Annotated in this window: 8 protein-coding genes; 1 reads left to right on the top strand and 7 read right to left on the bottom strand. The window is 41.3% G+C overall.

Annotated features, from left to right (window positions below; translation table 11 throughout):
• Positions 1–59 precede the first annotated feature (59 nt).
• From ABD937_RS18260 to ABD937_RS18230, 7 genes are all read right to left on the bottom strand, one after another.
• Positions 60–1,664, bottom strand: a complete 1,605-nt coding sequence (locus ABD937_RS18260; RefSeq protein ID WP_345257285.1) for an AAA family ATPase — start codon at positions 1,662–1,664, stop codon at positions 60–62.
• Positions 1,651–5,349 carry an Eco57I restriction-modification methylase domain-containing protein gene (locus ABD937_RS18255; RefSeq protein WP_345257284.1) on the bottom strand — a complete coding sequence of 1,233 codons (3,699 nt, stop codon included), beginning with the start codon at positions 5,347–5,349 and terminating at the stop codon, positions 1,651–1,653. Before ABD937_RS18255 ends, ABD937_RS18260 begins: the two co-directional genes overlap by 14 nt.
• 104 nt (positions 5,350–5,453) lie before the next feature.
• Positions 5,454–8,822 carry a helicase-related protein gene (locus ABD937_RS18250; protein ID WP_345257283.1) on the bottom strand — a complete coding sequence of 1,123 codons (3,369 nt, stop codon included), beginning with the start codon at positions 8,820–8,822 and terminating at the stop codon, positions 5,454–5,456.
• An 88-nt stretch (positions 8,823–8,910) separates the two neighbouring features.
• Positions 8,911–10,014 carry a Fic family protein gene (locus ABD937_RS18245; RefSeq protein ID WP_345257282.1) on the bottom strand — a complete coding sequence of 368 codons (1,104 nt, stop codon included), beginning with the start codon at positions 10,012–10,014 and terminating at the stop codon, positions 8,911–8,913.
• 461 nt (positions 10,015–10,475) lie between these two features.
• Positions 10,476–11,312, bottom strand: a complete 837-nt coding sequence (locus ABD937_RS18240) for a hypothetical protein (protein ID WP_345257281.1) — start codon at positions 11,310–11,312, stop codon at positions 10,476–10,478.
• Positions 11,313–11,443: 131 nt separating this feature from the next.
• Positions 11,444–11,989 (bottom strand): hypothetical protein, encoded by a 546-nt coding sequence (locus ABD937_RS18235; RefSeq protein ID WP_345257280.1) that lies wholly within the window; start codon positions 11,987–11,989, stop codon positions 11,444–11,446.
• A 515-nt stretch (positions 11,990–12,504) separates the two neighbouring features.
• Positions 12,505–12,918, bottom strand: coding sequence for a hypothetical protein (locus ABD937_RS18230; protein ID WP_345257279.1), 414 nt, complete (start codon positions 12,916–12,918; stop codon positions 12,505–12,507).
• Positions 12,919–13,091: 173 nt separating this feature from the next.
• On the opposite strand from ABD937_RS18230, the gene ABD937_RS18225 reads away from it, so the two are divergent.
• Positions 13,092–13,640, top strand: coding sequence for a GNAT family N-acetyltransferase (locus tag ABD937_RS18225; protein ID WP_345257278.1), 549 nt, complete (start codon positions 13,092–13,094; stop codon positions 13,638–13,640).
• The last annotated feature ends 39 nt before the right edge of the window (positions 13,641–13,679 follow it).

Genomic DNA, 13,679 nt, shown 5'->3' with positions numbered 1-13,679 from the left:
AGTTGAAAGATGTTTTTAGATTTCAGAGGAACTACTGCTTCTTGCATAAATCTGTTTGGTCATATAGCTTTCAGTTTGTTCCTTAGTTCTTCGATTATTTTATCTTTTGCCGCCATATCCATATTCAATTTGGCAATATCTTTTTCTAGCCTATCAATAGACCGGTCTTTTTTTATGTTACCCGATGCGGCTTTCAGTTTTTCAATGGCGCCTATCGTGTCCCTAAGTTCTTTCTCAAACTCAGGCTTTTCAAGGTCGTAATGACTAAAGGGGTTCATCACAACACCCCGATGAACTTTTACTTCTTTTATCAGTTCCGGGTCCAAATCAGTTTGAGATTCAATGGCAGCCCAGAAATCATCACTTGTGACTTCTTTTTGGTTCTTTTTGTACGATACCGGTATCCGCTGCTTGTCACAAATAGTTTTAACCAGCCGTTCAAACTCTGTTCTAATGTAAACGGCTGATGCCTTAAAGTCTTTATCGGCAAGATATTTCTTTGCTTTTTCTAAATAACCGTTGTCGTGCTTGATAATAGGAATCTCGAAATCATCTTCTTTTAAAAACTTCGAGTATACCTCAACAAATTTCCACTGCTCTGCACCAAAATAGCTTTTCACTAATTCGTACCAAACCTTGTCATAGGTAGTCATGATGATTTGGAACCGATCATCAGGTTTGACATCTACGAAATGTTTTCTCAGGATTTCCAGCAAGGGCAGCCGGTTACTCATATCAAGACCAATGAGCAAATCATCCAGTACTAAAATCTTCAAGGCTCCCTTAGTAGGATTTACTTTAATCGAAGCCAAATATAAACTGATAGCCAAGGCGGTTAATCGTGCTTCGTTGAGGAAGTTCTGGTGTTTAGGGATATGCTTTGTGAAAAAATCAATCTTGAGTTGGATAACGGCGCCATTTAAATGTCTTCTGCCCACATATCCCACTTTATCAAAATCCAACTTGACATTCAGGCCTATCCCAAAAGTGTTAAGAAATGTGTTTGTGTCGCTCTCGATAGACTGCAAAATTTCCTTCAAGCCCGGACTAAATTTGTCTTTTAGGTAGTTTTTCGTTGAATCCTTTTGGCGGGCTGTTTGCATTTTGTTGAAGGTATCGCCAACAATTACTTCCCACTCTCTCCCTATCTCTCTGGTTGAGAATCTGTTTACGGAATGATACAGTATTCCTTGGTCAACTAACTTATATTCTTTGTTACTATTATATGCGAAGTTTCCTAGGAGGAGACTGAATAAATCCACGCTTTCGGCGTGTCCAAGATGAGTTCTTAGTAAGCTGCGGTAATCAAAAAAGCCTTTTATTTTATTAGCATCCGAAATGAGGATTTTATCGTCGCTAACTATTTCTTTTTGTAAAGCGTTCAGCTCAAACAGGATGCTTTTAGAAGAGCTTGGATTTTCTTTTAACGTTAATTCAATCTTGACGGAGTTCTTTTTGGATGCAGGAACAAAGATATTTTCTTCTAATTCTGGCAGTTTTTTTACCGACGCGGAAAAAAAATCTTTCATGGCGGTGAAAAGGGAACTTTTTCCACTGCCGTTTTCACCGTAAAGCATTAGGTTTTTACCGTCTTTATCTAGACAGATATGGTGCTCACCATAGAAAGCCCGGTAGTTGGTTAATTTGATGTCAGTTATTCTCATGTTTACCTTCTATGATTGCAATCTCAGGTATGGAGCTCATGTAAAACAAATTCGTCCGCACTTGGTGGTCACGGTCGTTGAGGCGATTGAACACCATTTTGCAGATTTTCATTTTCTGTTCATCGCTCATTCTATCGGCAAACTCCGGCAACTCGCCTAAATGTTCAATGATTTCTCGATTGCTTCTCTTAATTAATTCTGGAAAATACAATTCGTAAACCATGCCGTCAATAATTTGCTCAAAATATGCAGGCATAAGCGGATTTGACGTAATTAGTAAGTCTCCTCTTTTTAGAAACACTATGTAGTCGACAATTGTGCTAAATAGCTTTTGCTTAGGTGAGTTCTTTATTCGGAGTCTTCCGACCGGACCAGGGTAATATTCATATCGGTAGTCCATCAATTTACCGTACGACTTAAAGTAAAATGACAATACTTTCGAATTTAATAATGCTAACAAAAACTTGGTCCCAAACCTTTTCTTTCCAATGGAATTTAAAGACACTACTGTTGTATCTGCACTTGAATAAAAGCCTTTAGAATCATAGCAAAATATATTTTCAGATGCCTTGAACCTGCAAATCAATTTTTCTGATTCAAAAAGTTCTTGTTCACGAGGCCATTGTAAATCGAACCATCGGATTTTGCCATTTTTTGCTTCACGTCTATTGGATAGCTTCAGTTTAAACGGCAAAAGCCTTTGTTCAAGTTGTGGGTAGTCCTCAATAGAATCAATTAGTTTAGTGTAAACCAATTCCCTTTTTTCAACAAGCCGAATTGAATATTTATGTATATCACCAACTTTTAACCAAGGCTTGACTATTTCTTTTGGTAGGTTTTTAAATTCGTTTTCAGTCGTAATAAATGCTTTATCAAGACCGGTAACAATACCTTGTTTGCAATTTGCAATTTCATTCAGAGCAATGGTTTCGTTCTCGATTAATTTGAGAATGTCAGTTGATGCTTCATCTGTCAGATTCCATGAGTCTTTACTTGTAATGTTCTCTGCCGAAATAGTATTCGAAACATATTCATTCAAGTCTATGTAATCTATTTTTTTTCCTGGATGAAATCGATAATGAAAATGACTAAGACAGTTTGGTGTTTTCAAAAAACTTGTAATGCAAGTCTTAATGCCAATCCCATCGAATACAGTAACATTTTTGAAGTCAATAATTTCCTTAAGCATTGTTTTAGCTGATAGAAATCTCCTCAGCTTTTTGGCATACTCCGCTTCTATCCAATATCTGGAGGTAATTAATGTTGTTATTCCATGATATTTAGTGAGCTCACATGATTTATTAAAGAAATAGTAATAAATATCTGCTTTGCCATCAAATACTTCTGGGTATAGCTGCCTATATATCTCTTTATCGTCTGTAGAATACATTTTGAAATTTAAGTAGGGCGGATTCCCAATAACAATATCGAATCCCCGCTGCTTTTCTTCAGTAATCAGATAGGGATTAAGCACCTCTGGAAAATCCAACTTCCAATCAAAATGTTCAAATGGTTCTTCTTTATGTTGCTTCAACTTTTGTAATTGGTTGATATGCCTATCGAAATCTTTCTTTTTCTCCTTTAATTCTGCATTGTATCGCAAATCGCTTGCAGTAGGTACAAAGCCGCCACGTACCGCATTGTTCGTTAAAAAACGCTCCTTATTAAACGAAAGTTGATTAATCAGCAAATCCAGTTTTAGGTTCCGTATTTCGGCTTGTAGTTTCTTCTTTTTTTCCTTTTTATCCGTCCTGAAAAACGTTTCCTGCTTTTCAGCAATTTCCTTTAACAGCCTTTGAATGTTCTGCACATACTCATTCGCCTTCCCAACGCTGCTCTTCCGCTCCCAATCAATTTCAATTATCTCCCCCTCAAACTTGCTCATTAAGCTGTCTCCTACCACAATCTTGTAATCGAGGTTAGGTAGGGGACGTGGTGTTTCTTCATCCACCACAAGGCTTAACCAAAAGCGCAGACGGGCAATATCCACAGCTCCCTTTTCAATGTCCACGCCGTAAATGCTGTTTTGAATAATGGCTTCTTTTACATCGGCTGGTTTCCAAGGTTGCTTAAGCTCAAAGGCAATCACTTCTTTTAATGCGTGTATCTCCTGCAATAGACCCATTGGGAAAGCACCAGAGCCGATCGCAGGGTCGCAAATCTTTACAATGTCCAGCAGGTAGTCAATTGTTTTCACTTGTGCTTTGGTTAGGCCGCTGATGTCTTTTTGTTTTACCATGTAGGCCACGTCGTCCCGGTTCAAAGCCTTATCACCGAGGCTTTCCACCAGCTTAAGTTGCCCCGCCTTGGTGTCGTCGCCATAAAGCTCTACCTGTGCATTGCCAAGCTCACGGTATACAATATATTCTTTGCTCAGATGAGTAGTCAGGTACTCTATCAAGCTTTCCTGGCACATGTAGTGCACGATCTCCTTGGGCGTATAAAAGGCGCCTTTGTCTTTGTTGTCTTCCAGTAGGTTTTCAAAAATATGGCCCAGCATTTCGGGATCGACAGCTACGGTTTGGTCGTCAGGGCTGTCTTCATGCACGGTAAAGTTGAACGAATCCAAAAAGTCAAAAAAGCCTCTGGCATGATTGCCATTCTTTTCAGTGAGGATAACATCTTCAAAATCGGCATGGTGAAACAATTTTGCTGGAAAAGTCAGGATGCGTTCATCGTAGTCTTCTTTGTCAAACAGGCCACCGTTCAAGAAGGGCACTTTTCGCTTTTCGCCATCAGGCATGGTAAAGGTATCATCGGTTCGCTCCTTGTTTAGCGTGTCGAAAAAAAGCTTCGTCAGCCAATTATTATAAAAAGTTTCATCGCCACCCGATTGCTTAAATAGCCGTTTGATAAAGTCGCGCAGCCCATCCTTATACGTTGTATCGGTGGCACCCAACCAGCCTTTCTTCTGCACGAAGTAAAGAAACACTATTCGGCCGAGAAGCTTTTTTACAAAATCCCGTATAGGCTTATAGGCTTTGTCCTTTTCCTCGGCAGTTGCTCCAAGCGAAAGGGATATGTTGAAAACCGATCGCCGGAAGTCGGACGCCTGCAGATAAGTGCAGAACTTCTCGTAATGCAGTGTGTATTCGTCAAAAAAAGCATCACTAAGCGTTTCTACAGAGAAAGCCTTTACCAAGCTCTGAAAGGTGATGCGCTTTTCGATACTGAGGGCTTCTAATCGTTCTGCTGCTGTTTTGCCCGATTCCGACGGGCCTAATAGGTAAGTGTATCGCTTGGCGTGGGTAGTTTTTTCTTTGATGCCTTCTTCGGTTAGCTCACTGTCTTTTGCGATGAGTGTAAGGCGCCACACCTGCCTTCCAATTGCCCTACCTTTCGCGTCGGAACATGGAATAAAATTGACCAGAGCAATTTGTCCTGCTGTTAGCAGCTTTCGCACATAATGCTGAATGGCCACCCTGTTGTGCTCGATACGAACGGACGGTTGCAGGTAAATTTCATAGCAAGTGATTTCTGTTCCGTCTTCCAAGTTGATAGCGCCGTAAATGGAAACCGATCGGATAATTGCGCTTTCCGACTTGTTTGGTTGCACGGACGCCGCAATGGGGATGCTGCTTAGGGTAAAAAGCGAACCGAAAACGGGACTTAATACGTCCTTACCGAAAAGGATAGTATCGTAAGGCTTTTGTAGTACAGTTTGTAATTGGGTCCTGGTAGCCATTCTTTCAATTCTTAGTGGTTTCTGTTGCCGATCATGTTACTTTACACTTAGTTTATGTGCTTTTGCTATAAACTTTTGGAACTCGAAACTCTCAAGTCAAAGGTCTAACTGAAGCTTTGGGTTAAAACAATCTTGGGGTTCACGATGCCTTGCCCGTTTTTTCTTTCCAGTCCAGCCTCTGCATTGGCTGAAAGGTCGTAACTATCTAACAAATCAATAAACAGCTGCTCCACAAATTTTGATGGATCTTTAAGCATCTTGGAATTTGTAATAAAAAAATCATTAATGGATTTTGGTAAACCCTTTGAGCCATACGTTCCTTTTTTGATCAGCTCCAAAGCCCGTTGAAGCGCCATTCTTTTTTGTTCTGTAGAGACCACTTTCACAATAGCGTTAATATTGGTAATGGCTTTGTTTTCGGCAGGGCTTAGATTTCTACGAGAAATAGTTTGCACACTTTCTTGGTTTTTCTCCGACTTAAAGTAATCAAGGCCCTTCAGGGTTTGTTCGAAGTGCTGTGCATGCAAGGAAATGGCTTTTTCGTTTTCTGCTGCCTTGTACACCTTTACGGCCTGTAAAAAATTAAGCTCAATGATATTGTAGTCTGCAGTAATTAAACAAAAGATGCCGGGATGATTTTCACTTTTCAAGTACGTAAGCGATGTATGTTGAAGCGGGTAATTGATTTCACCAGTTTCGGCTTTTATGAGGGTTAGTTGGCCGCCTTCGGCGGCTTTTCTACCACATCGCGCTTTATTGGGTATCTGGGAGATTTCGACAAAGCGCTTCGGAAATTTCTTTTTAAAATCTCTCAGTTCATTCAGGTAGTTTAAAATTTCACTTTCTTCCTTTTGAATCTTATTGCCGAATAAAGCACCATCCCCTTTTTCTTCTAATAAGGAGAAAATCTTGTTGTCTTCTCCAAACGCTGTGTGAAATGATTGTAGCTTCCGCAAGGCGCTGTTCACCAACTTTATCTGTTCATCGCCATGCGCCGACGGATAAAAGTTATAGACAAAGATTTGTTCGGCTCTAGAGCCAATCCGGTTCACACGGCCGATGCGTTGCATTAAACGGGTGGCATTCCAAGGAACATCATAATTTACAATCAGGTTGCTGCGGTGCAGATTGATGCCTTCGGCCAATACTTCGGTGGTGATGATAATGTCGTAGTCGAACTTCCACTTTTCTTCTTCCAGATTGGCATCGAAGTTTTCCCGAAGAGTGTTTTCAATGGTTTTCCGGTTTTCGGCGCTAACAGTCAGCACCCGATGATTGAAATTCTTGCTGATTTTTGCTGAAAGCTGCTCGGCTGTTTCCTTTGACTCGGAGAAAATGACCAACTGTCCGCTCGGGTTGTGCTGCTTGCTTTTGAAAAATTCTTTTTTCAGCTGTTCGGTGAACGCTTCTAGTTTTGGGTCTCGTTTTACCTTGCCCCAACGTAAAGCTAAGTAGTCTATTTTTTCCCTATCGGACTTTAATAGGTCAATAAACTTTTTATCAAATGCCCGACTCTTGAATTCTTTGTTGTTGCCACCCTTGCTATTAATCTTGGCTTCGATTTGGTCGTAGCTCCAGCCTTCTTCCAAGAGCTTGTTGATGTCAAGATCCGGAGCAACAAACACGCGGTCTTCCTCGAACATGGCTATCATATTGTCAATGGCGCGTTGAAAGCGCTGGATAGATTGCGAAAAGGCGAAAAAGCTGCTTTCTAGACGCTTTACCAACAATGTTTTCATGATTGCACTCAGGCGGCCGGATATGGATGTTACATTACCGTATATTTTTTTATCTTCTTCGTCGGTCAGAAACTCGATCGCACGGTAACGGTAGTATCCCAAACCATCGGTTTCGTTTCCATACTCGTCCAAACCAGTTATCAGTGACACGGTTTCGTAAAACAGCGTTGCCAGTTTTCCATCCAGCTCATAAAACAAGGGAATAGGGTCATCTACCCGTGGGAAGGTAATTCCCTGACTTTGCATGTCTTCCAGGTACTCTTTATTTTTTTCAATATCGGTTCTTGTACGGCGGATAACGAGGGGTTCAACCACATCATCCCGCAATTTTTGAAACAGGTTTTTCAGCCTTTTTATATTGAGTTCTTTTTCAGCCGCTAGCCTTTTGTACTGCTCATTCAAGGGCTTAAAGTAGTCTTGGAGATTGCGGTTAGCAATATTCTCCAACGTGCTATTGCGCCTATCCTGAAAAAGATAAAGCTGGTTTTCAATGTCTTGCGGCCGGTTATTTAAGGGAGTTGCCGATATTAAAATAACTTTCTTTCTCGTATCACCGTTTTCAGCAGGTCGGCTTCGAGGCTTTTTGCAGATTTCCTGCAGGGCCAAATACATATCTGTGTAGTCGTTTCGAAACTTGTGCGACTCATCCACGACGATCATATCAAACTTATCGGCGTTGGAGTAGCTGTAGTTCTCTTCATTAAGCACCTTATGAAGACTGCCGAGCGTTATAAATTCAAAATGATTCTTTATCTGGAACTCCTCAGTTGTTCTCCGCCAGTTTGCTTCTAGAGCAGGCGGTACCACAACCAGGATTTTTGAATGCGTGCCGTTTTCATAGATAAATTTCTTTATAACCATGCAGGCAATGATGGTTTTGCCTAGGCCCACCACATCGGCCAGGATAAATCCATTGTGCTTCATCATGATAGCATACCCCTGGTTGGCGGCATCCGACTGATATTTCAGTCGCATGAATTTATCAGGTAGCAGCAAGTCAATATTGTAAGGGTCATATTCTACACGTTTGCCGAAGTACTCAATCAACATTTTGATATAAAGCTCAAAAGGGGTGAAATTGTCACGTAAATAAGTTTTATTTCTGATTGCTTCGGCTTCTGCATGAAGAATTGGAACTGACTCACTCCAGAGTCTCTCAAATTCGTCGGATGCGAACTTTACATCTTCATATTCCCGCAAACTAACGTTAAACTCATAATTAGATTCAGGGTGAGCACCGAGACCGGCATCCGTAAGATTTGATGACCCGGTAATGACTTCACAAGGAGCATATTCGTTGAAGGGCTCTGATTTAAAAATGTAAACTTTCGCGTGAATTTTCTTTTTGGGATGTGCTCTTAGTTCAATTTTGCCGCTTATCAGGTCCTCTATAAGCTGGATGATTCCTTTTTCTGTTTCCTCATCATAGTTAGCTTCTTGGATGTTGGCAATTGTTTCTTCCAAAAAGTCTTCCTTTGTCTCTTCAGGATTATCTAAATAGAGCTGCCCCTTATCGTGGTACTTTTTTATGAGCCGATCAACATTAATGCCTACCAATATTCTGATTTGCGGAATCTTGTCTAGGAATTCCCGAACCTTGAAGTATCCGGATGCCCTAAAATAACCAACAAGCGCATCAAAATGACGAATGCTGTCGATGTTAGAAAACACACCTTCAAACTTCTTAAGTAAGCTATTATTATCTTGATTTGTAAAAAACTTTGTTGACGTCAATTTTGTGTTTTTTATCTTTTCTCAACCATTAATCGTTTAGCCAAATTCTTTTCCACCGAGATGGGAATATCAACAAATTTGACTGATTTTATTTTTCTTCAGTCACCGAATAACTTGTATTTCGCCCCCCGCCAGACTCCTTAATCAACACTCCATTGCGGATCAAATCCTGGATATCCCTCCCAGCCGTATCCTGCGAGCACTTCGCCATCTTTGCCCACTTGGACGACGTCATCTTGCCTTCCATCCCGTTCAGCATTCTGTCCAGCATCAGGCGCTGGCGCTCATTCAGCGCTATTCCAGCATACCGCTCCCAGAACTTGGCTTTCATCAGCACATTCGCCAGCAGGTCATTCGTTGCCAACAACGCCCTGCCAAGGCAACCGAGAAACCATTTCAACCAGGGCGTTATATCCAGCCCACCTTTCTGCGTGGCTTCCAGGATCGCGTAGTAATCGTTCCGTTCCTTGCGAATCTGTGCCGACATCGAATAAAACCGCTGCGGGCTTTCATCTGCCCTGGCCAGCTGCATGTCGGCGATCGCCCGGGCAATGCGGCCATTACCGTCTTCAAATGGGTGAATCGTAACAAACCAGAAATGCGCGGCGGCGGCTTTCAATACCGGATCCATATCGGAAGCCCCATTGAACCAATCAAGAAAAAGCTTCATCTCTTGCGACACTTTATTCGCTTCAGGCGCTTCGTAATGCACCTTCTCTTTGCCAATAGCACCTGATACTACCTGCATCGGGCTTTTCGTGCCCGTCCGCCAGGCACCCACCGTGATGCGGTGCATGGCACTCCGGCCCGTCGGGAAGAGTGCGGCCTGCCAGCCAAAGAGCCGTTCGTCGGTAAGTTGCTTCCCTGAGTTCTGTGTGGCATCCAACATCATTTCCACCACACCTTCTACGTTCCGATCGGCTGGCACGGCCTCGGCGATTTCTATTCCGAGGCGCCGAGCCAGCGAAGACCGTACCTGCTCGCGATCCAGCACCTCACCTTCGATCTCGCTGCTCTTGATTACCTCTTGGGTGAGTGCCTGCAGCATCGCCTCTTCACGGAGTGAAAAACCAAGCGCTTCCATATGGCCAATGAGCCGTCCCTGGCGATAGCGCACAGCCGCCAACTGCTCAGCTAATACCTGCTTATCCCACGTCAGTTTGGACCAATCGGGTTGCTGATGGATATACATTCTCCGCACTTTATGCGGTGAATGTATTGCTTTTTCTCCGCAAATGGGCTCTTATTTACCGCACCGGATGCGGAGAATAACTGCCTTATTCTCCGCATCCGTAATCACGGCATTACCCGTCGAAAATGCAAACTTAGCCAAATTGACTTGAAAGCCCCTCGGAATAGCCGATCTTCTCAAATAGCTCATATTCAAGCCTTTATAACGCCTTTCAAGTGATAAATCCCCCTCAATTTCTCCAGCAAAAGGTTTGAGTAACACACTTCCGAGGGAGCAAGTATAAGGTTTGAAGTTGTAAACAGCTTCAAACCTTTTTCATTTTGTGCTTCGTTAAGTCGTTAACAAAACCCCACGGTTGCATTAAAGTCTTTATATTAGGTTCAAAGGACTTGAGGAGAGCCTTTAAACATTATAAAGGCTTGGCCATACAGCCAACTGAAATGCTTCTTCATCATCTCGGTTTAACTCGTATGGTTTGGGTGGTATATCCCAATTTGTAGACCTTCGAATTGCTGAATTGCATTCATCATTAACTCGATCCGATTACCTAATAAGATTTGGTATTTTCCCTGTCGGTATTGGATCATTATGCCTATAAGATGGTAATCGCAAACCAGTTTGTCTCCGGATTGCATTGGCGAAATAGTCCATAACCCACACCCACTTATACCATAAGGAGATGAATTTGCTTTAGTCTTTTCTCCAGTTTCAAGAGAAGTAGCCTTCCCACTATAATTTAGAACTAAGTGAACCGTTCTATCAAAGTTATAGTAATCGTATACCTTCTGCTTTGCGCCCGCGAGTAACATTGTGGTTGACCCGGCATATACTGTGCTTCCTTCTACCCTGATATTCTTCTCTGGGTAACCCAATACCACATACCCGATCGTCTCTTGTAAGTGGTGTCCTGCAGCAATCTTTGATAACTGGAGTGGGACGTAGCTATTAAGCAGCAGCTCTCCTACACCATCTTCCAAAATAATATAACTCAGGTCTAGGTATTTGTATTTCTCTAAGTCCGTTTCACGAACGTATCCTTGTACCAAAATAAATTTACCGCCTGAGTTGATATAAAGGTTCTTGCTCGTAGCCACCTCGCTTACGTGCGATGCTGTAAATATAAAATAACGCGAAAGAATCTGGACAAACACGCCAGTACCTACCGGCTTCATGCCATATGGACCGCCCTCCTCTAAGAATTGAACGGTGTGGAAATGTATGTGTTCAGTTGAGAGACGCCAAACCTCAGCTTCAAACGCAGACTCATATTTAACTTGATCGTCTTTCCCTAATTCCATATTGTCTTGGTCGGTGGTTAAATTATTAGTTACAATGTAGAATACTGAATAACGATGTTTGAAACGTATGACTTAAGGAAGTCCAGTATTCTAAACCTAGAGTGCTAATTTATGAGATTGCCAACCTAAAATTAATCGATGTTCCAGTAGTTATCTGGGTCGTCGTTGAATAACTCACGATACCCCTGATCTACAATTTCATCGTCATCAGCTGACTCAAATCTGGAAGCGTTCTCAGACACCCACTCATCATGTAATATCCAAGCAGTATCGACAATCTCCTTTGTCGTCCGCTTACATGCTCCATATTCTTTCCATCCGAGGATATCATCAGAATAATAATAATGTTCGACAATAATACCATCCCGGAGCCCTATTCTAAAATACGCATTGTCCCGCGTATCGAACTGTTCATACCATTCTTCACGAGTAAATTTTAGACTTCTTTCAGTTTCAACTCTACTCTCTTTACGAAAGCAGGCTAAATAAGTTTTAGTCAAGCATGAAAAGTCAAGTTCAGAAACAAGACTTGGGGCTAAAGGGTCTAAATCAAACCATTGAGGAGCGTTTTCCGTGTTGCGTGGTGCTGCAAAAATCAGATCGTATTTTCTGTTTCGAGGAAAGCCTAATTGACACTTCAGAACTTCGAATGAAGAACAACATTCAACGAATGTCATTACACTATCTATTGGATCATACAAATACCACCGATGTCGAAATAATTCCGTGTACACTATTATTTTAACTTTCAAAGGGACTTTGGGATCTCTATTTTCGAAGGGTGATGAATCGCCGACAGTTCGCTGTTTTAATGGTATCAAGCGAAAACACTCGACTTCGTCTCACGGATAATATTTGTCCTCAGCCCATGCATATAATTGACGTCTATTCATTTACTGGATGTAGTAGATTAAATGTGACCAAATAAAATCAATTGACCAAACAGTCTACAATTGGGATGAGACACTCAATTTACCAAAGCTTCTACCTCCCTCAAATTTGAAGAAACTAAGACATTGTCGTCCAAATAGTTATTAGTCCGGACAACCTATCAATGCTGCATCTATCGTCAATAAGGGGAGCACGTATAAAGTTTGAAGTTGTATACGACTTCAAACCTTTTTTGGATAAGACTTTTATTATTGTAACTGCTTGATTGAATCAAGCCATACTTCTTCTCGAATCTTCCTTATTAATCCCCATATCCTAACGCTTCACCAGATCCATTTTCTATAGACCGTATATAGTCTTCATCATCCATATCTCCGGAATACCTTTCTCTTCGAGAGTCATTTTGATCAGAAACAATAACAAAGTTTCCATCCTGAAGAGTATATTCGGGTGATTCTAAATCTTCAGAAATATACTTCCTCCGCCTCCTACTAATATCATTGGCTTTCTCAACTTGAATTAACACGTGCTTGAGGCTCGAAATCTTGTGTACCCGCAAGGTATTTCCCCGTTTCCAATATTCAATTTGCTTCCTGACGTATTGGAGAATACAACCTTTGTCATTGGGGTCGAAAAAGTCGAAATCTTGAGAAATAAACCATCCTTCACAGAGACTATCGGGAATTACGATAGGCTCAGGGGTTCTATAACTCATAGAAATAAAGAATTAGTTCATACAAATTACGATATAGCTGGAATTTCTCATTGTCATTTCAATAAATAAACGTCCTGTAAATTTGAATAAACTAAACCATTGTTTTCCAAATGGTTCCCGCTTTCGACAGTCTCTCATTCATAATTGAATTATATTAGATTCAAACTCTCCCCATGGACATTTTTTCGTCTGATTATCCAGTAATTCAAACTAAGAGACTTGCACTCAGGCCCTTGGAGAATCGAGATCTTGCATCACTTTACGAATTATATAATTCACCAGATACTCAAGCCTTCCAGTCAAAACACTATTATTCTGTCGAGGCATTAGGACAATATATCTCGGGACAGACTAATGCTTTTAGGTCCAAAGAGAAGATAATGTGGGGAATCGAACGAAAAGCGGATGGGAAATTGATTGGTGTGCGGATCCTATATAATGACGGAAACCAGACTTTTGAAATTCAAGGTGATACAAGAACGGAGTTCTGGAGACAAGGATACACGAAGGAGGCTTATCGAGCGATTATAGACTTTCTGAAGAAAAGCTATGAAAAGTGCACAGTATATGGAAAAGTTCAGGCCCAAAATATAGGAGCTAAAAGATTACTAGAATCGCTGGAATTTACACAAACAGGAATGCATCAAAATAACGGGATAACATTCTTAACATACACCAAGGAGATCAAAAAGAACTGGATCTCAAAAGTATTCAGCGTTTAATTCTACATCTAAGTTTCCGCCAAAAAAACCATTAAGTTT

Source organism: Flaviaestuariibacter amylovorans (genome assembly GCF_039541815.1).
Classification (GTDB): Bacteria; Bacteroidota; Bacteroidia; order Chitinophagales; family Chitinophagaceae; genus Flavisolibacter; species Flavisolibacter amylovorans.
Note: the sequence above shows the minus strand (reverse complement) of the source record. Positions and strands in the feature narration are given on the sequence as shown.